This is a genomic window from Paraburkholderia graminis (assembly GCF_003330785.1).
Taxonomy (GTDB): Bacteria; Pseudomonadota; Gammaproteobacteria; order Burkholderiales; family Burkholderiaceae; genus Paraburkholderia; species Paraburkholderia graminis.
In genome coordinates this window covers 1,148,850-1,171,226 of the sequence record NZ_CP024935.1, presented here as the reverse complement: position 1 = coordinate 1,171,226, position 22,377 = coordinate 1,148,850, and the positions used below count along the sequence as shown (strand labels likewise).

The following is a 22,377-nucleotide window of genomic DNA, read 5'->3' as shown; positions in this document are numbered from 1 at the left end:
CGGTCCATTCACGTTATCGCGCTACTACGCTGCTGCGAGCGCCGCATCACGACCGCAGGGACGCAGCGACGCATCATGGACGCAGCACAGCCGCCCTATTCCACGTTCGAAGCCTCCCGAACCACAGACGACACACTGTCGAAAGAGCGATCACCCATTCGTTTGAGCACGGCCAGAACTTCGCCGTCCGCGCCATTGCGCTGCGCAAGCTCGACCAGCTTGTCGCGGGTGGTCGGAAACTCCGCCCCTTCGAGCGCGCGTTCGATTTCCTCCATGCGCGGTTCGTCGGGATGGCGGTGGTTCTGCGAGCGAGCGGGATGCTGAGCCATATTCATCTCCTTGCCGGTGGAAAAGCCTGGTCTCAACGGTTTCGCATAATGTGTGCCGCGCGCTTATTTGCCCGCCGCGCCCTGCGTTCTGAAACGCCACTCGGTGACTTCGTGGAACGTCTCGCCGGGCCGCAGCACCGTCGACGGAAACGCCGGCTGGTTCGGCGCATCCGGAAAATGCTCGGCCTCGAGCGCGAACGCGTCGCCCTGCCGGTAGGTCTTGCCCGATGTGCCGACCACGCTGCCGTTCAGGCCGTTGGCGGTGTAGAACTGCAAGCCGGGCTGCGTCGTATAAAGCTCGAGCACGCGGCCGCTTGCCGGATCGACGGCGCGCGCCGCAAAGCGCGGGGGCGCGTTTTCGCTGGACTTGTCCGCCGCGTTGCTTTCCTGCCGCGCCGCATCAAGCACCCAGTTCTGATCGAAGCCGTGCGCGTAGACCAGTTGCCTGAACGACGAACGCAGCCGCTCGCCGATCGCGGTCGGCTTGCGCAAGTCCATCGGCGTGCCGGCCACGCTCGCGAGTTCGCCGGTTGGGATCGACGTCGAATCGGTCGGCGTGTAGCGCGACGCCCCGATCTGGATCGTCTGCCGCTCGATGCTGCCGCTGCCCTCGCCCGCCAGATTGAAATACGAGTGATTGGTGAGATTGACGACGGTCGGCTTGTCGGTGCTCGCCTGATAGTCGATGCGGAACACGTCGTCGTCCGTCAGCGTGTAGGTGACCCGCGTGGTGAGCGTGCCCGGAAACCCATTCTCGCCGTCGGGGCTCACGTAGCTCAGTTCGGCACTCGCGCCGTGGGGCGATTCGACCGGCTTCACGGTCCATATCTTCGCATCGAAACTCGACGGACCGCCGTGCAGCGTGTTCGGCGGATCGTTGACGGGCAGCGTCCACGTCTGGCCGTCGAGGGTAAAGCGTCCGTTCGCGATGCGGTTCGCATAGCGGCCGATCAGCGCGCCGAAATGGATGTTGCCGTTGAACTTCTCATAGTCGGCAAGACTCGCGAAGCCGAGCACGATGTTGGCCATGCGGCCATGACGGTCCGGCGTGCGAAGCTCGCTGATGACGCCGCCATAGCTCAGAAAGCTCACCGTCAAGCCGTGCGCGTTCGTGAGCGTGTAACGCGTGACGGGATGACCATCGGCGGTAACGCCATACGGCGCCTGCGTCAGCGAGCCCGCGACGGACACGCATGGCAGCCACGCGCACGACAGCGCCACGAGCGTCGCACCGCCAAATCTCGCCGTGCCCGCTTGCACGCGATTTTTCGCGCTGCGGGGCGCGCCTTCGCCGGATCGCGCGACGACATACGGTGCCTGCGAATTCATGCACGACTCCTGGAAGCAAATAGGCAGCGCTTTGCAAAGCGCATGCCTCGCGCGTGCGCCAGGCCTCTCGCGGGGCTTTAAACGGTCGCAGCATTATGTCTGCCAAATTTTCAACGGACGTAGAGCAAATACACGCCGCCCGCCGCTTGCAATAGCGGCGAGCGCAGTCACACGCGGTCGAATGCACCCGGCTGACATGCCGTGGAATGCGACTTGCATGCCGGTTGCCACTGACCGCTGCACGAACCCGCTGCACGACCCTTTTGCACGAACCCGTTGCACAAACCCGCAGCACGCGCCGCCATGAGTGAACCCGACCCGATGCAATCCGAACTGCTCGACCCGCCGTCGCGCGATACCGCCGACGCGCCGCCCGCCGTCCCGAACGGCGCGGTGATGGACACCGGCTCCACCTGCGAATGGATTCTCCAGGCGCACCGCGCAAGCGTGCTGATCGACGCGGCTTCGTACTACGCGGTCCTGCGCAAGGTGATTCCGCGCGCGCGTCATTCGGTGTTCATCCTCGGCTGGGATATCGACAGCCGCATCGAGCTGGTTCCCGGCGGCGTCGACGACGGCTTTCCGCCGAAACTTTCCGAGTTCCTATGCGCGGTGCTCGACGCGAATCCGCAGTTGCGCATCTATCTGCTCGGCTGGGATTTCGCGATGCTGTATGCGTTCGAGCGCGAATGGCTGCCCTCGTACAAACCGGCGTGGCATGCGCACCGCCGCTTGTGGTTCCGGCTCGACGGCCGGCATCCGCTCGGTGCATCGCATCACCAGAAAATCGTCGTGATCGACGACAGCCTCGCGTTCACCGGCGGCATCGACCTCACCGGCTCGCGCTGGGACACGCCCGAGCATCGGCCCGACGATCCGCTGCGCAAGAATCTCGGCAAGACGAGCTACGAGCCGATGCACGACGCGCAACTGATGTTCGACGGCCCCGCGGCCGCCGCCATCGCGCATCTGGCCCGCGAGCGCTGGCGCCGCTCGCGCCGCAGCGGCAAGGCCGGCCGGCCGTTCAACGGCAAGTCGCCGCCGCGCACGGATTTGTGGCCGTCCGACATCGAGCCGGATTTCGCCGACGTCGATCTGGGCATCTCGCTCACGGAGCCGGCCTACGACGGCCGGCCCGCGATCCAGCAGGTGAAGGCGCTGCATCTGGCCGCCGTGGCCGCCGCGCGCCGCAACATCTATATCGAGAACCAGTACTTCACGGCGAATTCGGTCGGCTCGGCGCTGCAAAAGCGTATCGCGGAACCGGACGGCCCCGATCTCGCCGTCGTGTGTCCGTACCGGCAGAGCGGCTGGCTTCAGGAAGCGACGATGGGCGTGCTGCGCGCCCGTCTGCACAAGCTGCTGAAAACGGCGGACAGCAACGGCCGCTATGCGATGTACGCGCCCGCCGTCGATGCGCCGAACGGCCGCTTCATCAACGTGCACAGCAAGATCATGATCGTCGACGAGCGGCTGCTCGTGATCGGCAGCGCGAACCTCAACAATCGTTCGATGGTGCTCGACTCCGAGTGCTGCATCGTGATCGACGCCCGCGACAATCCCGAGCGGCAAGCGGCGATCGCGCGGATTCGCAACCGCCTGCTCGCCGAACATCTCGATTCGAGCGAAGCCGACGTGGACGAGGCGCTCGCGCGGCATGGCCGGCTCAACGCGGCGATCGCGAGCATCAAGAGCAACAGCGATTCGGTGCGCACGCTCGAACCGTTGACGCCGGAAGTGCCGCCCGAACTGCGCGACATCGCGGATGGCGTTCACGTGCTCGACCCCGAAGCGCCGATCGCCGCCAATGAACTGCTCGCGCAGTTCCTGCCGGAGCCGACACATCGTCCGGTGATTGCGAAGTTGCTGGTGCTCGGCGCGCTGGCGCTCGGCGTCGTCGCGCTCACTGTCGTCTGGCGCTTCACGCCGTTCGGTCACGAACTCAGCTTCGCGAAGCTCACCTCGGAGACGCAACGGCTCGCGGCCACGCACTTCGGCCCGATTGCGGTGGTGGCGATGTACGTGGTGGCCGCGCTGCTTTCGGTGCCGGTGACGTTGCTGATCGCCGTGACGGGCCTCGTGTTCGGCGCGATAGCGGGCGCCGCCTATGCGCTCACGGGGACGCTGATCGCCGCGGCGGCGGGCTGGGCGGTGGGCGCCTGGCTCGGCCGCGACGCCGTGCGCGAACTGGCCGGCGCGCGCCTGAATCAGCTCAGCGAACGCTTGCGCAGCAAGGGACTCGTCGCGGTGATCCTGTTGCGGCTCGTGCCGGTCGCGCCGTTTTCGATCGTCAATCTCGCGGCGGGCGCATCGCATATCCGCTTCTGGGATTTCATGGCGGGCACCGCGATCGGCATGGCGCCGGGCGTCTTGCTGGCGACGTCGTTTGCTCGCCAACTCGTCACGGCGGTCAGGCATCCGACGCCGCTTTCGTTGCTGCTGGTGGCCGCGATCGGCGTGGCGCTGGTGTCCATGTCGCTCGTCTTGCGGCGCATGCTGATGAGGCGGCAATGAGTGGCCGCGCCAACGAAACCGTGACCCTCGAAGAAGCGCAGCCCGTGCCGCGCGTGCGTACAGCGTCGGCTCATACACGCGACGCGGGGGAGCCGCTGCGCATCGTCACATACAACATTCACGGCGCGGTGGGCACGGACGGCAAACGCTCGGCGGCGCGCATCGCCGAAGTGATCGCGGCCTTGAACGCCGACGTGGTCGCGTTGCAGGAAGTGCCGCTCGGCGGCGCGGCGAGCATCGACGTGCTGCGCGAATTGCAGGACCTGACCGGCATGCACGCGGTGCCCGGCCCGACGCTCGACGGACCCGACCGGCGCTTCGGCAACGCGGTGCTGACCAATCTGCCGGTGCTCGCGGTGCGCACGCTGGACCTGTCGTTCGGCAGCCGCGAAGCGCGCGGCGCGCTCGATGTCGACATCGACACCGGTAATGGCTTGATGCGGATCGTCGCGACGCATCTCGGCCTGTCGGCGCGCGAACGACGTGCCCAGGTGCGGCTGTTGCTCGAAGCGTTCGATACGCCCGATCTTCCCGTGATCCTGCTCGGCGATCTGAACGAATGGTTCGTGTGGGGATGGCCGCTGCGGGCGCTGCTCACGCGCTTTGGCCGGGTCGCCGCGCCGCGCACGTTTCCGTCGCGCTTTCCGGCGTTTGCGCTCGACCGCGTGTGGGTGCATCCGGCCGCGCGTCTCGTCGATATCGAGGTGGATAGAAGCAGGCCGGCGCGTATTGCGTCGGATCATCTGCCGCTGGTCGCGCGGGTGTTGCGCTGAATTGAATGCTTGTGGCGAACGGCGGGTTGTTGTCGTTGTTGCGAGGGCTTGATGGAACGGCGCGTGCTGCGTTTGCCGTAGACATTGCGATTGGTGTCGTTCGCTATGGACTGGCACCGCCCTCAGCTTGCAATCTCAGCCAGGAGATCCCTCATGACCGAGCAGCCCGACCGTTCTTCCACTTCGCGTTCTTCCAGTCCGAACAACGAGCCTGTCGCGCCGCCCTCGCCGTCCACGCCTTCACGCGAGGGCATGTCGGGGCCGGGGCCGGCTCAGCCGCAGCCGATTCCGTCGCCCGCGCCCGGCACGCCGCGCACGCCGGGCGGCAGTCAGCTCGACGCCATCGACGAAGCCGACGCCGACAAGGTCGTGCCGAAGGACCCCAAAGAGACGCAACTGCGCGACACGATCTCGCCGCCGGGCGCGGGCAGCCATAGCGTCGACGACGACGGCTCGCCGCCCAAGCCGTTATAAGTCGGCGCGAGCGGCGCGGTCAGTCCGTCAGTCGATCAAGCCTCGATCTTCGACATGACCGCCGTTGCCGGATCGTAGCGATAGCCCTTCTGCTCAAGACGTTCGGCGAGCGTCGCGCTGATGAATTTCTGCTGCGCGTCGCGTGAAATCAGATCGTGGTCCGGCTTCAGCCGCTCGAGTTCCGATGACAACCTGCGCAAGAGCGCGACTTCGGCGGCGCTGCGGGCGTCGAGGAACGTCACTTTCTGATTGGTCGCGCTCAGGCGCTGCTTGAGTTCCTTGGCATGCGCGATCCACTGCTCGGCGAGCGTGCGCAGTTCGGCGTAGGCCTTTTCGTGAGCCTTCGCCTGACTCGTCATCTGACGGCGCAGCGACGCGATCTCGTCGGCCATTACGGCTTCTTTCGACTCATCGTCGGCGGACAGTCCTTCCGGCGACGTGCCCTGCTGCTGCGCGTGCGCCGTTTCGAGTTCGGCAAGCTGACGCTCCAGTTCCGCGACGCGCTGTTCGGCCGCCTGCGCGCGGCTCGTTGCCGCCGACGCATCCTGGGCGAGCCGGGTCGTTTCAGCCGTCGCCGCCGCGTTGGCCTCGCTCATCGCCGCAAGCTGATCGCGCGCGGCGGCGAGTTCGTGCTGCACGCGCTCGACCTCGGCGCGCTGAGCCGCGGCTTCGTCGCCGTGAGCCGCGTGCGCGTCGCGCTCTGCCGCGAGTTCGGCGCGCGCCTGGTCAAGCTCGGTCTGCAGCGCGGCGAGTTGCGCGAGGCTTTCGCTGGCTTGCAACGCGGCGTCCTGTGCACGCGATGACGCCGCGTTCGATTCGTCCGCCCATCGTTGGACTTCTCTCGCGTGGGCCTCGCCGGCTTCGCCCAACGCGGCCGCTTTCTCGTGCGCGGCGTCGCGCTCGGCGATCAGCCGCGCGATTTCTTCGTCCCTGGCGACGGTCGCGGCGTTCAACGCTTCGCGTGCGCCGCGCTCTTCGGTCAGCGACGTTTCAGCGGCTTCGAGGCGGGCTTGCATAGCCGACGCGTGTTGCTCGGCTTCGGCAAGGCGAGCTTCCGCCGTCGATGCGCGTTCCTCGGCGTGAGCCACGCGGCCTTCGGCGTCTCGTACGCGCTCGTCGGTCTCGGTCGCGCGAGCTTCGGCGGCCGATGCGCGTTCTTCGGTTTGCGCGACGCGAGCTTCAGCAGTGGATGCGCGCTCGTCAGCTTCGGCGATCCGCGCTTCAGCGGCCAACGCCCGCTCCTCGGTTTGCGTGACGCGCGCTTCTGCGGCGAATGCGCGCTCGTCAGCCTCCGCGATCCGCGCTTCAGCGGCCAACGCCCGCTCTTCCGTTTGCACGACGCGCGCTTCGGCCGCCGATGCCCGCTCGTCAGCCTCCGCAATACGCGCCTCCGCAGCCAACGCCCGCTCCTCCGCCTCCCCGACACGCGCCTCGCTGGCGGCCTCGCGTTCCTCCGTCTGCGCAACGCGCGCCTCCGCCGCCGCGGCGCGGTCCTCGAGTTCAGCGACGCGATCCTCCGCGGTCTTTGCACGGTCCCGCAGCGCCGACAGTTCGGTCGCGAGGCGATTCACGGCCTCTTCGGAAATGCTCAGCGCGTTCGTGAGCGTCGCGACGCGTTCGCGCGCGAGTTCGGCCTCGGCGAGCGTGTTCTGATACTCGGCGAGCGCCTCGTCACGCTCGGCGGCGAGCGCCTCCGCGTGGCCGCCCGCCAGCGCGAGCCGCTGATTGACGACCCGCTCGGCTTCCTCGCGCGCGCTCGCCCACAGATTGCCGGCGGCGCTCAGCATGGTTTGCGCGACGTCGTCCGGCAAGCCGGTCATGACCGACGCCGGCGCCTCCGCCGACGCAGGCTGGCGCGCTTGCCGCCAACGCTCGACGGCCGCCGACACGGCGACGATCGAACCGCAGCGCAGTTCGCCCCAGATTGCCAGCGCGGACACCTTCTTGCCTTCGCCGGCCATGCGGTCCGCGATTTGAGCCACCCGTTCGTCGGTGACGATGTCTGTTTCCATGGACATGAACGCCTCGAAAATCAAAGTAAGCAGGCGGGGATGGAGCGTTCCGCGCCGTCGTGAGTGGCAGGTATTTTACCGGGCAATGCGGCAATGCCGCGAGGCCGCGGCGGCCTGATCCGCGCGCGCGCCGCGGCTCGAACAGGCCGCATCGTCACTTGCCGCTATACACCACCTTCCAGACCACGTTGCCGACATCGTCGGCGACATACAACGCGCCGGCCTTATCGACGGCGACGCCGACGGGCCGCCCGAGCGCGTGGCCATCGGCGCTGAGAAAGCCGCTCAGGAAAGTCTCCGGCATGCCCGCCGGCCGCCCGTGCTCGAACGGCACGAAAACGACCTTGTAGCCGCTGTATTCCTTGCGATTCCACGAGCCGTGCTGGCCGACGAAAGCGCCGCCCCAGTAATGCTGCGGAAAGCTCCTGCCGGTATAGAACGCAAGTCCGAGCGATGCCGTGTGATTGCCGAGCGCATAGTCCGGCGTGAGCGCGCTCGCCACCTTGTCGGGCCGCTGCTCCTTCACGCGCGTATCGACGTGCTGGCCGTAATAGCTGTAGGGGAAGCCGTAAAAGCCGCCGTCCTTCACCGCGGTCATGTAGTCGGGCACGAGGTTATCGCCCAATTCGTCGCGTTCGTTGACGGCGGCCCACAACGCGCCGCTCTCCGGCTGCCAGTCCATCCCGTTCGGATTGCGCAGCCCCGCTGCGAACACGCGGGAGCGCCCCGTCGCGGGCGTGAATTCGAGGATCATCGCGTGCCCCTCTTCGGCCTCGATGCCGTTTTCCCCGACGTTGCTGTTCGAGCCGACCGTCACATAGAGACGCTGCCCGTCGCGGCTCGCCACCACATTCTTGGTCCAGTGATGATTGATCGGCCCGGCCGGCAGATCGGCCACCTTCTCGCCGGGTGTTGTGATCTGCGTATCGCCCGCGCGATACGGAAAGCGCAGCAGCGCGTCGGTGTCCGCGACATACAGCGAGTCGCCGACGAGCGCCATGCCGAACGGCGAATGAAGCCCCGAGATCAGCACGCTGCGGCTTTGCGCGGTGCCGCCCTGGCCGCGCAGCAGCACGATCCGGTCGGGACTCGGCACGCCCGCGCCCGCGCGCTTCATCACGAACTTCATTACCTGCTTGCGAACCCAGCCGACAATGCCGCCGTGCTCGTCGTGCTGCGCGGGCGCATTGCTCTCGGCGACCAGCAGATCGCCGTCAGGCAGCGGATACACCCAGCGCGGATGCTCGAGCCCGCTCGCGAAGGCCGTCACCGTGAAGCCCGGCGGCGCGATGGGGATGCTCTGGCTCGAGCGCGTTTGCACGGGCGCGATGTTGATGGTCGGCAGCAGCGAGGTTTGCGGCGACGGCAGTTCGGGACGCGGTCCCAAACCCGTGTCGCCGATGTCCTCCGTCGTCGACGCGCAGGCGGCCAGACTCAGCGCGAGCATCGCGGCGACTGCGCCGAGGCGCGCTTCGGCCCATCGCGTGTGAAGCTTGTTCATTACATTCGCCTCGCAGGTTGCGGATTTTATGCGCGTGCCTAGACCTCGCCGCGCCGTAGCAGATAATCGAGCCCGCCGACCCGAAACCATCGATAGCCATACGGCTCGAGCACGACCGCATGACGGCCGTCGTCCTTCTCCTCGCTGTGATCGTCCGAGAGCAGGTTGATGAGCCGGTTCTGTTCCGGCTCCTTGCAGCCCGAGCGGAATTTCACCGTGCATGCCTGCGCGCCGAAGTTATGCAGGCATATCACCGAGTTGTTGCGCCAGTCGTAGCGAAGCGCGAGCACATCGTTGCGCGAGGTGCGCAGCACGGCGAAGTCGCCCCAACTGATTTCCGGCACTTCGCGGCGCATGCGGATCATGCGTTCCATCCAGTTCAGCAGCGAATTCGGATCGCGCCGCTGCGTCGCGACATTGATGCGCTCGAACCCGTAAGCGCCGCCCGTGATCACGCGGCACGGCGGCTTCGGGTGCTTGGTGAAGCCGCCTTCCGGTTCCGTCGACCATTGCATCGGCGTGCGCGCGCATTCGCGCTCGGGCAGGCGCAGGTCGTCGCCCATGCCGATTTCATCGCCGTAACGGAACACCGGCGTGCCGGGTAACGTCAGCATCAGACTGTAGGCGAGTTCGAGCCGGCGCCGGTCGCCCGCGAGCATCGGCGCAAGCCGGCGGCGAATGCCGCGCTCATAGAGCTGCATGTCGGGCTCGGGCGCGAACGCGGCAAACACGGCGTCGCGCTGCTCGGGCGTGAGGCGGCCAAGATCGAGCTCGTCGTGATTGCGCAGAAACACGCCCCATTGCGCGGTCGACGGACGCGGCCGCGTGGCCGTCAGCGCTTTTTTCAGCGGCGCGGTATCGCCGGTTGCCAGCGTGTAGAACGTGTGCTGATTGAGCTGGAAATTGAACATCATCTGCAGACGCTCGCCCTGATCGCCGAAATATTCGAGGTCGGTATTGGGCAGCACGTTGGCCTCGGCGAGAATGATCGCGTCGCCCTGACGCCATTGCAGGAACTCGCGAAACGCGCGCAGCATGTCGTATTGCTCGACGGGCTTCTTGACCTTCGGGCCTTTCGTCGCGATCACGAAAGGCACCGCGTCCATGCGAAAGCCCGACACGCCGAGCTGGATCCAGAAGCCCATGATCTTCAGCAATTCCGCGCGCACGTACGGGTTCGCCGTGTTGAGGTCCGGCTGAAAGTCGTAGAAGCGATGGAAATACCAGCGCTTCGCCTGCTTGTCGAACGACCATGTGGACTTCTGCACGCCGGGAAATACCACGCCGTCTTTGGCGTTCGGCGGCTGCCTGTCGGACCAGACATACCAGTCGCGATACTGCGACTCAGGATCGCTGCGTGCTTCCCTGAACCACGGGTGCTGATCGGACGTGTGATTAATGACCAGGTCGATCATCACGCGCAAGCCGCGCTCGCGGCACGCATGCGTGAACTCGGAGAAGTCGCCGAGCGTGCCGTATTTCGGATCGACGTTGTAGTAGTCGCAGATGTCGTAGCCGTTATCGCGCCCCGGCGAAGGCTGGAAAGGCATCAGCCACACCGTCGTCACGCCGAGCCCCTGCAGGTAGTCGAGGCGGCGCAGAAGGCCCTTGAAGTCGCCGACACCGTCGCCGTTCGCGTCCATGAACGTGCCTACCGAGAGGCAATACACAATCGCGTTCTTGTACCAAAGGTCATTGAGCATGCAACCTGCGCCTTGCGCCATAACAATCGATCGTTGAGAGGACTTGCAATGTCGGAACTGGCATGGTGGCAACGCGGCGTGATCTATCAGATCTATCCGCGCTCGTTTCAGGACAGCAACGGCGACGGCATCGGCGATCTCGCGGGCATGAGCTCGCGTCTGCCGTATCTCGCCGAACTGGGCGTCGATGCAGTGTGGGTGTCTCCGATCTACCCGTCGCCCATGGCCGACTTCGGTTACGACGTCGCGGACTACTGCAACATCGACCCGATGTTCGGCACTCTGGCCGACTTCAAGCAATTCGCGGACCGCGCCCACGGACTCGGCATGAAGGTGCTGCTCGACTTCGTGCCGAATCATTCGTCGGACCGGCATCCGTGGTTCGAGGAAAGCCGCTCGTCGCGCGACAATCCGAAGCGCGACTGGTATCTGTGGCGCGATCCGGCGCCCGGCGGCGGGCCGCCTAACAACTGGCAGAGCCGCATGGGCGGGTCCGCGTGGGAATGGGACGAGCGTACCGGCAAGTACTACTATCACGCGTTCCTGCGCGAACAGCCGGATCTGAACTGGCGCAACCCGCAGGTGCGCCGCGCGATGGACGACGTGCTGCGGTTCTGGCTGGATCACGGCGTCGACGGCTTTCGTGTCGACGTGCTGTGGCTTCTCATCAAGGACGCGCAGTTCCGCGACAATCCGCCGAACCCCGCCTATGAGCCGGGTCAGCCCGACCATCACCGGCAATTGCACACGTACACCGAAGACCAGCCCGAAGTGCACGACATCGTGCGCTCGATGCGCGCCACGCTCGCCGAATACGGCCAGCGTGTGCTGATCGGCGAGATCTATTTGCCGGTTCCGCAACTCATCCGCTATTACGGCGCGAACGGCGACGGCGCGGACATGCCGTTCAATTTCCAGTTGCTCAACGCAACATGGCATGCCGGCGAAATCGCACGCATGATCCGCGATTACGACACCGCGCTGCCCGAACACGCATGGCCGAACTGGGTGCTCGGCAATCACGACAATCCGCGCGTCGCTTCGCGCGTGGGCCTCGCGCAGGCACGCGTGGCCGCGGTGCTGCTGCTGACGCTGCGCGGCACGCCGACGCTGTATTACGGCGATGAAATCGGTATGACGGATGGCGTGATTCCGCCGGATCAGGTGCAAGACCCCGCTGAAATCCGCCAGCCTGGCATCGGCCAGGGACGCGATCCCGAGCGCACGCCGATGCAATGGGACACGTCGCTGCCGAACGCCGGTTTTACAACCGGCAGGTCATGGTTACCGGTCGCGAGCGAGACGAGCGTGCATATCCAGAACGGCGATCCGTCGAGCATGTTGTCGCTTTATCGCCGGCTGCTTAAATTGCGGCGCAACAATGCGGCGCTCGTGCAAGGCGCGATTGAACACGTCGCGGCTTATGGCGATGTGCTGACATACGAGCGGCATCACCGCGGCCAGCGTTTGTTCATTGCGCTGAACATGGGTGCAGCGGATGCCGAAGTCGAATCGCGTGAGGGCGTGGTGCTGCTCTCCACATTTGCGGGCCGCGACGGCCAGCCGCTCCGGCAAGGCGCGAATCGTCTTGCTGCGGGCGAGGCGCTGATTGCGTCGGTGTAATAGTTATTCTGCGCTTGCGGCCAGCGCTTCTTCGGGACTCTTCGGCAGCACCACTCTGAAGGTCGAGCCGTGCCCAACTTCGGAGCGCACCTCGATGCGCCCGCCCTGCTTCCTGACGATGCCATACGAAATCGACAAGCCGAGCCCCGTGCCTGTGCCGACCGGTTTGGTTGTAAAAAACGGATCGAAGATGCGGTCGCGATGTTCCGGCTTGATGCCCTGTCCGCTGTCTTCCACTTCGATCCATACGCTCGTTTCGTCGTGACCTGTGCGCACGACGATGTGCCCATGCCCTTCGATGGATTGCGCCGCGTTCATCAGCAGATTCATGAATACCTGGTTGAGTTGCGACGGAATGCATTCGAGCTCGGGAATCGCGCCGAACTCGCGCTTTAACTCAGCCTTGTACTTCAGCTCATTCCAGACGATGTTGATCGTCGTGTCGAGATTGCTCTCGAGATTGGCCCACTGCTTCTCGGCCTTGTCGACATGCGAAAAGTCCTTCAAGCCCTGCACGATGCGCTTGACTCGCTGCAAGCCTTCCACGGATTCGGAGAGCAGCGTCGGAATATCGCTGCGCAGATAGTCGATGTCGATCTCGCGCTTCAGTTCGATGAGCGCGGCCCGCGACTCCGCAATCAGCTCGGCCTCGCTGCGCTCATAAGCGGCGAGCGCGGTCAACAAGTCCGCCATATAGCGTTGCAGCGTGCCGAGGTTGGCATTCACAAAGCCAACCGGATTGTTGATCTCATGCGCAACGCCCGCGGCAAGCTGACCAATCGACGCGAGCTTTTCCGACTGCAACAACTGGCTATGCGCTTGCGCAAGCTCGTTGATGAGCGCTTCCTGACGCGCCTTTTCTTCACGCAGCGCGGCGTACGCATGCGCAAGCTGGCGCCGGTCGTCCTGGAACTGTTCGACCGCGCGCGCCATTTCGCCGATTTCGTCGCGGCCCTTCACCATGCGCGAGACGTGCTGCTCATCGGCAGGGTCGCCGCTGCGCAGATTGCTGCTGACCACTTCGAGCCGCGCGAGCACATGCTTGCCGAGAAACGCATGCGCGACGAGCCACGCAAACAGCAGGCTCACGGCAACGAGGCCGGTAATCCAGCGCTCGTGTCGCGCGGACGTTGCCGCGAGCCGCTGCACGGCCTGCTGAAACTCCTGCGTGCATCGGTCGGATTGAAGCTGCGCCGAGGCGACCATTGCGCTCGCTTGCTGACGCAGGCCGTCGCTGAATCGATCGCGCGAGGCGAGGGTTTGCGAATCGGCTCGCGCAGCCGTGCTGTTTTGATCCGCCATGTTAGGTGCATGCGCAATCGCCGCGCTCAACTCGCTCTCGCGCAACTGCGCGACGATGTTCACCGTGTTGCGAAACAACTGGCTCGCCTGATGAAGGTCGAGCACGCTGACGTCGTCGTCATTGGCGGCGGCGAGCCGGTCCGACAGGCGGTCGAATAGTTGCAGTTGCCTGATGATGTCCGCGTAGCTCGCACGCATTGCATCGAGCGAACCGGTGCTCGCGAGCCGCGCCGATTCGCGCTCGATCAGCAACGTGTGCTGCACCAGCGTGTCGGCGGCCTGCATGCGCGTGAGTTCGCCGGTGGCGAGCAGGCGCGTCTCGTTGGTCGCCACGCGCAGCGTGTAGACGGCGGTCAGGCCGCTCGTCGCGATCAGCAGCGTGAGCACGACCGTCGCCAGCGTGAACTGCCGGCGCAATGAGCGCGGCAACAGCTTCAGGCGTCTCGCCGCTAGTCGCATGAACTGCGCTCCGGGTGCGTTGTTTTGTTCATCGGCGCGTTCATCGCCTTTATCGCTTCCAGATGCCGCGATACAGGTTGCGATAGCCGTTGCCAGGATCGAACTGCCCTTGCAATCCGCCATCGAACGCGATGTTTGCGGCCGTCACCAGATGCACCGGCGACACATAACCTGTGACCGGCTGATGCGCGAGCAGCCGATTCAATTCGTCGACGAGTTGCCAGCCTTGAAAGTTGAGCGGCTCCGCGACCGTGCCGGTCTGGAACGTGCCGGCCTGAATGCGCAGGAAAGCGGCCGCGCTGCCGTCGCCCGCGGACAGCATGCTCAGGCCGCGGCCCATGTTGCCCGCGCGCGTGAGCGCGGGCGCCGCGTAGTCGAAGTAGATGTCGTTGATCGACAGCGCGTAGTTCCAGCTCTTGCCGTATTGCGCGAGCAGTTCGTCGGTGACCGCGGGCATCTGCTCGGCGCTTTTTGAAATCGCCACGTCGCGCACGGCAAGCAGCCGGCAATCGCGGCATGCACGAATCACGTCGAGCATGGCATCCGTCTTGGCTCTTGCGATCTGGAAATTGCCGTCGGTAAACACCACGACGCCCGCGCGCGCGCCTGACTGAATCACCGCGGCCATCGCCGTGAGGCGCGCGACGTCGAGCGGATTGGTCGACACGTTCATCGCGACCGGACTGTTCGTCATTGCGCCTGCAATTGGCCCGACATGCCAGCCGACGAGCGGAATGCGGCGCGCCGCGAACGGCTGTAAGTCCTGCTTCATCTCGCCCGCGTCGACGCCGACGAGGATCGCGCCGTCCGGCTGCAATGCGAGCGCCGCGGCAACGGCCTTGCTGCGGCCTTCAGCGGTTCCGTGCGCATCGTAGACACGCGTATTCCAACCGATCGCGTTGGCGGCTTCCTTGATGCCTTTCGCGACGCCCAGCACGCCGCCGTTACGCAGATCCTCGCTGATGATCGCGATGCTCGCGCCCGCCACCGCCGACGGCCCGGACTTCGGGCCGCTCCAATGCGACGCCGGTTCGCTCGCGCTATCCACGGCGCGCTGCATCGCGGCGAGGTCGAGCGCGGTGTCGGCTGTCGCGCGATGAGCGGGCTGCGGCGCGCTCTGTCCGCATACGGGACGCATGCACAGGCCGCAGAGCACGAGCAACGCGGCCGTGAGCCCAAGGCGTGAACGCATGAATTCTCCCGATATGCCGAACGATGCGTCATCGCCGCGCGCTCTCCCCAATGCGGAGCGTGCGAGGCGAGACATTCCTCTTGCTCGTGTTAACGGCGGATTCGCGGCCTGCTTGATACGCCATGCATTACGGGAAACCCTTGCATTGCGGTTGGTGTTGCCGTTGCGCTTTTGCGCCACGTGGCATGCGCTTTGGCCCAGGGTAAATACCGCTCCGCGCCCGCCCCTTACTTTCCGTTAATTCATTCATGGCGGCGAAGAGAGCGCCGCATGCTTTGTCTTTTCACGGGCCATTTCTTCGGTGAAAACCAGTCTGTCGGAAGCTATTGTCGAGCGCGTGAACTGCGGCGTCTTCACCGTCGATCGCGAGTTACGTATCCTGACGTGGAATCGCTTCATGCAATCGCATAGCGGGCGTTCGGCCGAATCGGTAGTCGGCCAGAATCTGCTCGACGTGTTTCCCGAACTGCCGCGGCAATGGCTGAGCAGAAAGATCGAAGGCGTGTTCGTGCTGGGCACGCCGGCTTATTCGTCGTGGGAACATCGGCCGTATCTGTTTCGCTTCGAGCATTCGCGTCCGATCACGGGCACGATCGACGCGATGCGCCAGAACTGCAACTTCATTCCGATCGAGAACAGCCGCGGCGAAGTGGTCGCGGTCGGCGTCGCGATCGTCGATACGACCGACGTGTGCATTGCGTACGGCGAGCTTCAGGATCGCGAGAAGGCGGTCACGAACGCGCTGGCCGAGCTGACCGTGCGCAACCAGCAGCTTACTTCGCTCAACGATGCGCTCGCCCATGCGCATCAGCAATTGCTGCAATCGGAGAAGCTGGCCGCGATCGGCCAACTCGCGGCGGGCGTCGCGCATGAGATCAACAATCCGGTCGGCTTCGTGCTGTCGAACCTGAACACACTCGACGGCTACGTGAAGACGCTGATCCGTTATGCAGCCGACGTTCAACGCATGGTGAGCGAAGCCGCGCCCGCACTGAAGCATGACATCGAGGCGCTCGCGGAACAGGCGGACCTCGACTATCTGCTCGGCGACGCACCGACGCTCGTGCACGAATCGAAGGAAGGACTCGCGCGCGTGCGCACCATTGTGGTCGATCTGCGCGACTTCTCGCGTGTGGACAGCACGCAGGTATGGGAACTCGCGGACATTCATCGCTGCATCGAGTCGACGCTGAACATCGTCCATAACGAAGTGAAGTACTGCGCGCATCTCGTGCGCGAATATGCGGAGATTCCATTCGTGCGCTGCATTCCGTCGCAGATCAGCCAGGTCGTGCTCAACCTGGTCGTGAACGCGGCGCAGGCTTACGGCGGCAATCACGAGCAGCACGGCGCGCCGCGCGGCACCATCACCGTGCGCACCGGCATGGATGCGGCCGACCCGTCGCGCGTGTGGTTCGAAGTCGCCGACATGGGCTGCGGCATCCCGCCCGAACTGTTGAAGCGCATTTTCGATCCGTTCTTTACGACGAAACCCGTGGGCCAGGGGACCGGCCTCGGTTTGTCGGTGACCTATGGAATCGTCAACGCGCACCGCGGCACGATCTCCGTGGCGAGCACCATCGGCGAAGGCACCACCTTCCGCGTCACGCTGCCCGTCGACGGAGCGCAGCCTGAAGACAGCAACACCGATGCGCTCGCGCAAAGCGGTTCGCTCGATGCAATCGCGTTGCCGGCGCAGTCGCCGGCAGCCACATGAGGTAGACCTATGCCATTGCCTGTACTCGTTGTCGACGATTCGACACTCGCCCGCAAACTATTGATCCGCTCGCTGCCCGAGGAGTGGGACATCGAGATCACCCAGGCGTCGGACGGCGCGGCCGCGCTCGAGCTGTATCGCGCCGGCAAGGGCGCCGTGATGTTTCTCGATCTGACGATGCCGATCATGAACGGCTTTCAGGTGCTCGAAGCGATCCAGCACGAGGGCCTCGATACGTTTGTGATCGTCGTGTCGGCGGACGTGCAGTGCGGCGCCGTCGAGCGCGCGAAGTCGCTCGGCGCGATCGGCTTCATTTCCAAGCCGGTATCGCCCGAAGCGATCCGGCCGATTCTCGCGGAGTACGGTCTCCATGAATGAACAGTTTCTGAACGAAGACCAGCGCGACGCGTTGCAGGAGATCTGCAACGTCGGCATGGGCAAGGCCGCCGCCGCACTGGCCAAACTGCTGGGCGCTTTCGTCACGCTGTCGGTGCCGAATATCCGCGTCGTCGGCGTCGAGCAATTGCGCGTCGCGCTCGGCGCACAGGACGACAGCGAATTGCGGCCGGTGCGCCAGGCGTTTCAATCCGACATATCCGGCGAGGCGATCGTGCTGGTCGGCAAGGACGGCCAGCGCGAACTGCAACAACTGATGGGTCATGACGTCGGCGAGCCCGACACCGAAGTCGAAGTGTTGTGCGACATCACGAACCTGCTGGTCGGCGCCTGCGTGCAAAGCGTGTTCGAGCAGTTGGGGCGGCACATCTGCTTCTCGCAACCGACGCTGTTGCCTTGTGCGACGAAGACGCAGGACGGACTGCTGCCCGGCGGACGCTGGGACGTCGCGCTGCTGCTCGAGATTCACTTCACGCTCGAGCAAGGCGGCTTCGGCGCGCGCATGGTGCTGTTGCTGCCCGATGCGGCGATCCGCGGAATGAAGGAAGCGCTCGACCACTTTCTGGAAGCGCTGTAATGCGGGCCGATGCAAAGCGCGCTGTAAAACGCGCTGTTATTTGCGCTAACCACGAGGTTAATCATGGCTGAGCTTCAGGCAACCGGCAATTCCATCGAGCCCGCTCGCGAAGAACCCGTGCAGCAAACACTGCCCGCTTCTTTCGATGCCGTTGCGGATGCCGCGCCCGCGACAGTCCCCACGCTGCTGCTCGTCGACGATGAGCCCGGCGTGATCTCGTCGCTCAAACGCCTGCTGCGCCCGCTGAAGTACGAGGTGCTGAGCGCGAACAGCGGCGCGGAAGCACTCACGCTGCTCGAATCGGCGCGCGTCGACGTGATCATTTCCGACATGCGCATGCCGAACATGGACGGCGCGGAGTTTCTGTCGCGCTCGCGCAGCATGGCGCCCGACGCGATCCGCATTCTGCTCACCGGCTATTCCGAAGTCGATGCGGTCGTGCGCGCGGTCAACGAAGGCCACGTCTATCACTATCTGCACAAGCCGTGGGACGACCAGGATCTGCTGCTCACGATCCAGCGCGCGCTCGAACAGCTCGCGCTGCAACGCAAGACCGAACGGCTCGCCGCGCTGTTGCAGGAGCAGAACGAGAAGCTCTCGTCGTTCAACATGGAACTCGAGCGCGAGGTCGATGCACGCACCGAGGAAATACGTCAGACCGTGATGTTTCTCGAAGGCGCGCAACAAGACCTCAAAAGCAACTTCCTGACGATGGTGAAGGTCTGCGCGAACATGGTCGAAATGCGCTGCGGGTTGCCCGGCCATTCGGCGCGAATCGGCGAGACGGCAAGACAGCTCGGCGCCGCGCTCGGCCTGAGCGACTACGCGTGCAACGAATTGCTGATGGCGGGCTTGCTGCACGGCATCGGCAAGCTGTTTCTGCCCGATGCGCTGCTGAAGACGCCTATCGCCAAGCTGCAGCCGCAGGAAGCGAAGCTCTATCAGCTTCATCCGTTGCATGGGCAGATGGCGCTCACGCCGGTCTCGCAACTAAGCGGCGTGCAGGCGATGATTCGCCATCAGTATGAACGTTACGACGGACGCGGCACGCCGGATGGCCTGCTCGGCGGCCTGATTCCGCTCGGCGCTCGCGTGCTTGCGCTGGCGCGCGATGCGGAAGATCTGCGCATCGGCGTGATTGCGCCGCAAAAGATGAACGACGCGCAGATCATCTCGACCGTGCGCGCGCAAAGCGGCATTCGTTACGATCCGGCGATTGCGGAGAAGTACATCGAGTTGCTGATGAAGCACGCGGAATTGACGCCGGAAGGCGTGCCCGACCGCGTCGACGCATCGCATCTGAAAGAAGGCATGAAACTCGCCGACGATCTGCGCACGTCGCGCGGCACGCTGCTGATGACCAAGGGCAAGGTGCTGTCCGCCGAGCAGGTCACGCAGATTCGCCGCTATGAAATCCACGAGGGCGAGCCGTTCGTGATTCTGGTCGAGCGCGCGGCGGAGGTGCGGAAGGCGGAAGTGGCGTGAGCGGGCCGGATGAGGTCACGTCAGCTCATTCGTTGCTGTTGCTGTTGCCGTTGCCGCGGCACAGCGCGGCGGCCGCGAAACCTGCTGCGAGCGCCGCATACACGTAGAACATCGAGCGCTTCGTCAGATGCGCTTCGAAGCCGGGCGTGAGACGGCGCGGCACCATGTGATAGTCGACGGTATAAGCGACGGCCGCCGTGGTCACCGCACTCGCCGCGATGTCCGCGACACCGGCGCGGCGTTTTACATGGCACTGCCAGCGGTCCAGTAATCCTTCGAACAGCACGCCCCAAAAAATCGCCGACGCCTGATGGATCGCGAGACCCGTCAGCGTGAAGCGCGCGCTCGGACCCGTTTCGCTGAACGCGCGGCGCGGCCACAAGCAATGCGTGACGGCGTTGAGCGGCGCGTACGGCGTGCTGCCGTCGGCGCGCGCTCGCGCGGCGGCGGCGACGGCTGCGGCGCTGCCCGCTGCGGTGCCGGACACCGTCGCGCGGCACACGAGATTGGCGAGACGGTTCATCAGTTGCCTCCCGATCCGTGCGCTGAATCTTCGAGACCGTGACCGGCCTTGCTTCGCTCGACCAGATAGCAGCCGCGTTCGACGCCATCGCGTAACGCCTCCGCATGCGTCGTCCATTCCGGTGTGACCGGTTCGACGTCGGGCAGCGCGAACGGCTTGCCGTCCACGGACGCGTCGATCCGCGCGACCCACGCGCCCCGATCGTTCTGCTTCGCACTGACGACGATATCCACGCCGCGATGCGTCACGCGCATCGTGCCGTCGCTTTGCGTCTGTAGGTCGGTGCTGCGGAAATCCGTGCCTGCCATGCGTGCCTCCAATGCATCGTCCGATACGCGGATGGAGCAACGTGCGTGCCCTGCGATGGCACGGCCATTGCTGCACCCCTGGTTCAGAGACAGACGTCAGACATTTGGGCATCGACGTGAAAAGCACATCCGGCGAGATTCATATCGGCATTTCAGGCTGGCGCTACAAAGGGTGGCGCGGGACGTTCTATCCGAAAGGCCTGAAGCAGGACAGCGAGTTGCAGTACGCATCGGGCCTCATGCAGACGATCGAAATCAACGGTACGCACTACAGCCTGCAATCGCTCGACAGTTGGCAGCACTGGTACGCGGAAACGCCGCCTGGTTTTGTTTTCAGCGTGAAAGGCGCGCGCTATCTGACGCATCTTTTGCGCTTTCGCGACGAGACGGCCACCGTCGCGTGCGCGAATTTTTTTGCGCAGGGACTGCTCGCGCTGAAGGACAAGCTCGGGCCGATACTGTGGCAATTTCCGCCGTCGTTGCGTTTCGATCCTGAGCACATGGAGCGCTTCCTGAGCCTGCTGCCGCGCGATACCGAAGCGGCGCTCGCGCTCGCGCAGCAGCACGATCAGCGCGTGAAGACGCCGTATGTCGAGATCGACCGCAAACGCAAATTGCGTCACGCGATTGAAGTGCGTCATGACAGTTTCGTCGACCCCGCGTTCGTGAAGCTGCTGCGTCGTCACAAGGTCGCGCTCGTCGTGTCGGATTCGACTGAAGCATGGCCGCAGTTCGAGGATCTCAGCGCGGGCTTCGTCTACATCCGTCTGCACGGCACCGAGACCAAGTATTCTGGCGAGTACTCCGATGCGGCGCTCGAACGATGGGCGCGCAGAATCGAATCGTGGAGCCAGGGTTCGCAGCCCGCCGACGCGCGTCTCGCCGCGCCGGCCCTGCAGCCGCCTCGCGCGCAAACGCGTGACGTGTACTGCTATTTCGACAACGACGCCAAAACCAACGCGCCGTTCGACGCCCAACGATTGATGGAGCGCCTCGGGCTGCACGCGCAGCAAGCGGCGGCGTGAGAGTTCGCCACGCCCGCGCCTATTTGCGCCGCTGCGCGAGTTTTTTCGCGTCCTGCAGCGCGGCGACGATCGCTGCATACGCGCGATGACGCGTCTCGGGATCGGGCGCACGCAAGGCGAACGAAGGATGATACGTCGCGACCACGAGCCGGTCGCCGTGTTCGATGACCTTGCCGATCGCGTCCTGCAAGCGCGACTTCGGATCTTCGAGCACGGCTTTCAGCGCGGTCGCGCCCAAGGCGACGATCACGTGAGCGCCGACGCTCTCGAGTTCCTGATCGAGCCAGTAGCGGCACGCGTCCACCTCGCGTTGCCCCGGCGTTTTATGCATGCGGCGCTTGCCGCGCGGCGTCCATTTGAAATGCTTGACCGCGTTGGTCACATAGACTTCCTTGCGGCCTACGCCGGCTTCGACGAGCGCGTCGTCGAGCAACGCGCCGGCGGGTCCGACGAAAGGCAAACCTTGCAGATCTTCCTTGTCGCCCGGCTGCTCGCCGACCATCATGATCGGCGCGCGGCGCGGACCCGCGCCCGGCACGCCTTGGGTCGCGTTGGCCCAGAGCGGACAGCGGCGGCAATCGTCGAGCGTCGCGGGATGCTGGTCGGGATCGACCTCGGGCGCGGCCGGCTCTTCGCCTTCCGTGGATGGTGGGCGCTTGGGTGTGCGCTTCGGTGTGCGCTTCGTGGTAACCATAGTTCGTCGCGTTGCGCTGCTCGCTTCGCGTTTTTGCATGGGGCGGATATGCACGCGAAGCAAGCAAGCCGCGTTCCGACGATTGGCCACGCACTGCATCATGAAGCCAGGCGCGCAATGTGCTTGGGAATAAGCCTGCCGATGGCCCTTGCGTTAGCGGCATCATAGGCAACCATCGGAGCGCACGGTAAATTTTTCACGGCAGGCAACCGGCGCCATGAGCCGACAACAGAAGGAGAAAAACGATGACCCTGCTTATCTACCTGGTCGGATGGATCATTTTTATCGGCGGCGTCGCGTGGGGATTGACGGCGCTGCACGTCGCGCAGCACATCATCGCGATCGTGGCCGTGATTCTGTTCGGCATCGCGGTCATCACCGGTGCGACGCGAGCGCGCAATCGGGATCGGTCGTGACAGGAGTGGACTTGCGCACGCGTCC

20 protein-coding genes are annotated in these 22,377 nt (G+C 64.9%); 10 read left to right on the top strand and 10 right to left on the bottom strand.

Annotation, left to right across the window (positions count from 1 at the left end):
- Positions 1–95 precede the first annotated feature (95 nt).
- A complete protein-coding gene (locus CUJ91_RS23450) occupies positions 96–329 on the bottom strand; it encodes a DUF2795 domain-containing protein (RefSeq protein WP_006047099.1) in 234 nt (77 codons plus the stop codon).
- A 63-nt stretch (positions 330–392) separates the two neighbouring features.
- Positions 393–1,658: an aldose epimerase family protein gene (locus tag CUJ91_RS23445; RefSeq protein ID WP_114157276.1), complete on the bottom strand. Its 1,266-nt coding sequence runs from the start codon at positions 1,656–1,658 to the stop codon at positions 393–395.
- Between the two features lie 303 nt (positions 1,659–1,961).
- Between CUJ91_RS23445 and CUJ91_RS23440 the strand changes: the two genes are divergently transcribed.
- The 3 genes from CUJ91_RS23440 to CUJ91_RS23430 all read left to right on the top strand — a co-directional run bounded on the left by CUJ91_RS23440 (position 1,962) and on the right by CUJ91_RS23430 (position 5,419).
- Positions 1,962–4,172: a VTT domain-containing protein gene (locus tag CUJ91_RS23440; RefSeq protein ID WP_006047097.1), complete on the top strand. Its 2,211-nt coding sequence runs from the start codon at positions 1,962–1,964 to the stop codon at positions 4,170–4,172.
- Complete coding sequence (locus CUJ91_RS23435) at positions 4,169–4,945, top strand: endonuclease/exonuclease/phosphatase family protein (protein ID WP_006047096.1); 777 nt, start codon at positions 4,169–4,171, stop codon at positions 4,943–4,945. The genes CUJ91_RS23440 and CUJ91_RS23435 overlap by 4 nt, the downstream gene beginning before the upstream one ends.
- Before the next feature lie 153 nt (positions 4,946–5,098).
- Positions 5,099–5,419: a hypothetical protein gene (locus CUJ91_RS23430; RefSeq protein WP_114157275.1), complete on the top strand. Its 321-nt coding sequence runs from the start codon at positions 5,099–5,101 to the stop codon at positions 5,417–5,419.
- Positions 5,420–5,454: 35 nt separating this feature from the next.
- Here CUJ91_RS23430 and CUJ91_RS23425 read toward each other — a convergent pair whose 3' ends face one another.
- From CUJ91_RS23425 to CUJ91_RS23415, 3 genes are all read right to left on the bottom strand, one after another.
- Positions 5,455–7,437, bottom strand: coding sequence for a DNA-binding protein (locus tag CUJ91_RS23425; RefSeq protein ID WP_006047094.1), 1,983 nt, complete (start codon positions 7,435–7,437; stop codon positions 5,455–5,457).
- 148 nt (positions 7,438–7,585) lie between these two features.
- Positions 7,586–8,932 (bottom strand): PQQ-dependent sugar dehydrogenase, encoded by a 1,347-nt coding sequence (locus tag CUJ91_RS23420; protein WP_006047093.1) that lies wholly within the window; start codon positions 8,930–8,932, stop codon positions 7,586–7,588.
- A gap of 38 nt (positions 8,933–8,970) precedes the next feature.
- Positions 8,971–10,635 carry an alpha-amylase family protein gene (locus tag CUJ91_RS23415; RefSeq protein ID WP_029970625.1) on the bottom strand — a complete coding sequence of 555 codons (1,665 nt, stop codon included), beginning with the start codon at positions 10,633–10,635 and terminating at the stop codon, positions 8,971–8,973.
- A 48-nt stretch (positions 10,636–10,683) separates the two neighbouring features.
- Between CUJ91_RS23415 and CUJ91_RS23410 the strand changes: the two genes are divergently transcribed.
- Complete coding sequence (locus tag CUJ91_RS23410) at positions 10,684–12,258, top strand: alpha-amylase family glycosyl hydrolase (RefSeq protein ID WP_114157274.1); 1,575 nt, start codon at positions 10,684–10,686, stop codon at positions 12,256–12,258.
- A gap of 3 nt (positions 12,259–12,261) precedes the next feature.
- Here the strand turns inward: CUJ91_RS23410 and CUJ91_RS23405 are convergent, their stop codons facing one another.
- A complete protein-coding gene (locus tag CUJ91_RS23405) occupies positions 12,262–14,019 on the bottom strand; it encodes an ATP-binding protein (protein ID WP_006047090.1) in 1,758 nt (585 codons plus the stop codon).
- Between the two features lie 49 nt (positions 14,020–14,068).
- Complete coding sequence (locus tag CUJ91_RS23400; protein WP_006047089.1) at positions 14,069–15,211, bottom strand: substrate-binding domain-containing protein; 1,143 nt, start codon at positions 15,209–15,211, stop codon at positions 14,069–14,071.
- 301 nt (positions 15,212–15,512) lie between these two features.
- Here CUJ91_RS23400 and CUJ91_RS23395 point away from each other — a divergent pair, with 301 nt between their 5' ends.
- From CUJ91_RS23395 to nosR, 4 genes are all read left to right on the top strand, one after another.
- Positions 15,513–16,928, top strand: a complete 1,416-nt coding sequence (locus CUJ91_RS23395) for an ATP-binding protein (RefSeq protein ID WP_114157273.1) — start codon at positions 15,513–15,515, stop codon at positions 16,926–16,928.
- Between the two features lie 9 nt (positions 16,929–16,937).
- On the top strand, positions 16,938–17,306 hold the full coding sequence (locus CUJ91_RS23390) for a response regulator (RefSeq protein WP_053859110.1): 369 nt from the start codon (positions 16,938–16,940) through the stop codon (positions 17,304–17,306).
- Positions 17,299–17,901: a chemotaxis protein CheC gene (locus CUJ91_RS23385; RefSeq protein ID WP_006047086.1), complete on the top strand. Its 603-nt coding sequence runs from the start codon at positions 17,299–17,301 to the stop codon at positions 17,899–17,901. Before CUJ91_RS23390 ends, CUJ91_RS23385 begins: the two co-directional genes overlap by 8 nt.
- 63 nt (positions 17,902–17,964) lie before the next feature.
- Positions 17,965–19,386, top strand: a complete 1,422-nt coding sequence (nosR, locus tag CUJ91_RS23380; protein ID WP_006047085.1) for a response regulator c-di-GMP phosphodiesterase, NosR family — start codon at positions 17,965–17,967, stop codon at positions 19,384–19,386.
- A 25-nt stretch (positions 19,387–19,411) separates the two neighbouring features.
- Here the strand turns inward: nosR and CUJ91_RS23375 are convergent, their stop codons facing one another.
- The gene (locus tag CUJ91_RS23375) at positions 19,412–19,909 is read right to left on the bottom strand and encodes a hypothetical protein (protein WP_006047084.1); all 498 of its coding nucleotides are present in this window, start codon (positions 19,907–19,909) and stop codon (positions 19,412–19,414) included.
- Entirely contained in the window at positions 19,909–20,217 is a 309-nt protein-coding gene (locus tag CUJ91_RS23370; protein WP_114157272.1) for a DUF6566 family protein, read from the bottom strand. Before CUJ91_RS23370 ends, CUJ91_RS23375 begins: the two co-directional genes overlap by 1 nt.
- Positions 20,218–20,333: 116 nt before the next feature.
- Here CUJ91_RS23370 and CUJ91_RS23365 point away from each other — a divergent pair, with 116 nt between their 5' ends.
- Positions 20,334–21,242: a DUF72 domain-containing protein gene (locus CUJ91_RS23365; RefSeq protein ID WP_114158038.1), complete on the top strand. Its 909-nt coding sequence runs from the start codon at positions 20,334–20,336 to the stop codon at positions 21,240–21,242.
- Between the two features lie 19 nt (positions 21,243–21,261).
- On the opposite strand, the gene CUJ91_RS23360 is transcribed toward CUJ91_RS23365, so the two are convergent.
- Entirely contained in the window at positions 21,262–21,975 is a 714-nt protein-coding gene (locus CUJ91_RS23360; protein ID WP_279635435.1) for a UdgX family uracil-DNA binding protein, read from the bottom strand.
- 206 nt (positions 21,976–22,181) lie between these two features.
- Between CUJ91_RS23360 and CUJ91_RS34495 the strand changes: the two genes are divergently transcribed.
- Positions 22,182–22,352 (top strand): hypothetical protein, encoded by a 171-nt coding sequence (locus tag CUJ91_RS34495; RefSeq protein ID WP_006047080.1) that lies wholly within the window; start codon positions 22,182–22,184, stop codon positions 22,350–22,352.
- The last annotated feature ends 25 nt before the right edge of the window (positions 22,353–22,377 follow it).

Excerpts from the sequence above, each read along its gene's own strand:
- CUJ91_RS23450 (WP_006047099.1), bottom strand. The coding sequence starts at position 329 with ATGGCTCAGCATCCCGCTCGCTCGCAGAACCACCGCCATCCCGACGAA.
- CUJ91_RS23445 (WP_114157276.1), bottom strand. The coding sequence starts at position 1,658 with ATGAATTCGCAGGCACCGTATGTCGTCGCGCGATCCGGCGAAGGCGCG.
- CUJ91_RS23440 (WP_006047097.1), top strand. The coding sequence starts at position 1,962 with ATGAGTGAACCCGACCCGATGCAATCCGAACTGCTCGACCCGCCGTCG.
- CUJ91_RS23435 (WP_006047096.1), top strand. The coding sequence starts at position 4,169 with ATGAGTGGCCGCGCCAACGAAACCGTGACCCTCGAAGAAGCGCAGCCC.
- CUJ91_RS23430 (WP_114157275.1), top strand. The coding sequence starts at position 5,099 with ATGACCGAGCAGCCCGACCGTTCTTCCACTTCGCGTTCTTCCAGTCCG.
- CUJ91_RS23425 (WP_006047094.1), bottom strand. The coding sequence starts at position 7,437 with ATGTCCATGGAAACAGACATCGTCACCGACGAACGGGTGGCTCAAATC.
- CUJ91_RS23420 (WP_006047093.1), bottom strand. The coding sequence starts at position 8,932 with ATGAACAAGCTTCACACGCGATGGGCCGAAGCGCGCCTCGGCGCAGTC.
- CUJ91_RS23415 (WP_029970625.1), bottom strand. The coding sequence starts at position 10,635 with ATGCTCAATGACCTTTGGTACAAGAACGCGATTGTGTATTGCCTCTCG.
- CUJ91_RS23410 (WP_114157274.1), top strand. The coding sequence starts at position 10,684 with ATGTCGGAACTGGCATGGTGGCAACGCGGCGTGATCTATCAGATCTAT.
- CUJ91_RS23405 (WP_006047090.1), bottom strand. The coding sequence starts at position 14,019 with ATGCGACTAGCGGCGAGACGCCTGAAGCTGTTGCCGCGCTCATTGCGC.
- CUJ91_RS23400 (WP_006047089.1), bottom strand. The coding sequence starts at position 15,211 with ATGCGTTCACGCCTTGGGCTCACGGCCGCGTTGCTCGTGCTCTGCGGC.
- CUJ91_RS23390 (WP_053859110.1), top strand. The coding sequence starts at position 16,938 with ATGCCATTGCCTGTACTCGTTGTCGACGATTCGACACTCGCCCGCAAA.
- CUJ91_RS23385 (WP_006047086.1), top strand. The coding sequence starts at position 17,299 with ATGAATGAACAGTTTCTGAACGAAGACCAGCGCGACGCGTTGCAGGAG.
- nosR (WP_006047085.1), top strand. The coding sequence starts at position 17,965 with ATGGCTGAGCTTCAGGCAACCGGCAATTCCATCGAGCCCGCTCGCGAA.
- CUJ91_RS23375 (WP_006047084.1), bottom strand. The coding sequence starts at position 19,909 with ATGAACCGTCTCGCCAATCTCGTGTGCCGCGCGACGGTGTCCGGCACC.
- CUJ91_RS23370 (WP_114157272.1), bottom strand. The coding sequence starts at position 20,217 with ATGGCAGGCACGGATTTCCGCAGCACCGACCTACAGACGCAAAGCGAC.
- CUJ91_RS23360 (WP_279635435.1), bottom strand. The coding sequence starts at position 21,975 with ATGCAAAAACGCGAAGCGAGCAGCGCAACGCGACGAACTATGGTTACC.
- CUJ91_RS34495 (WP_006047080.1), top strand. The coding sequence starts at position 22,182 with ATGACCCTGCTTATCTACCTGGTCGGATGGATCATTTTTATCGGCGGC.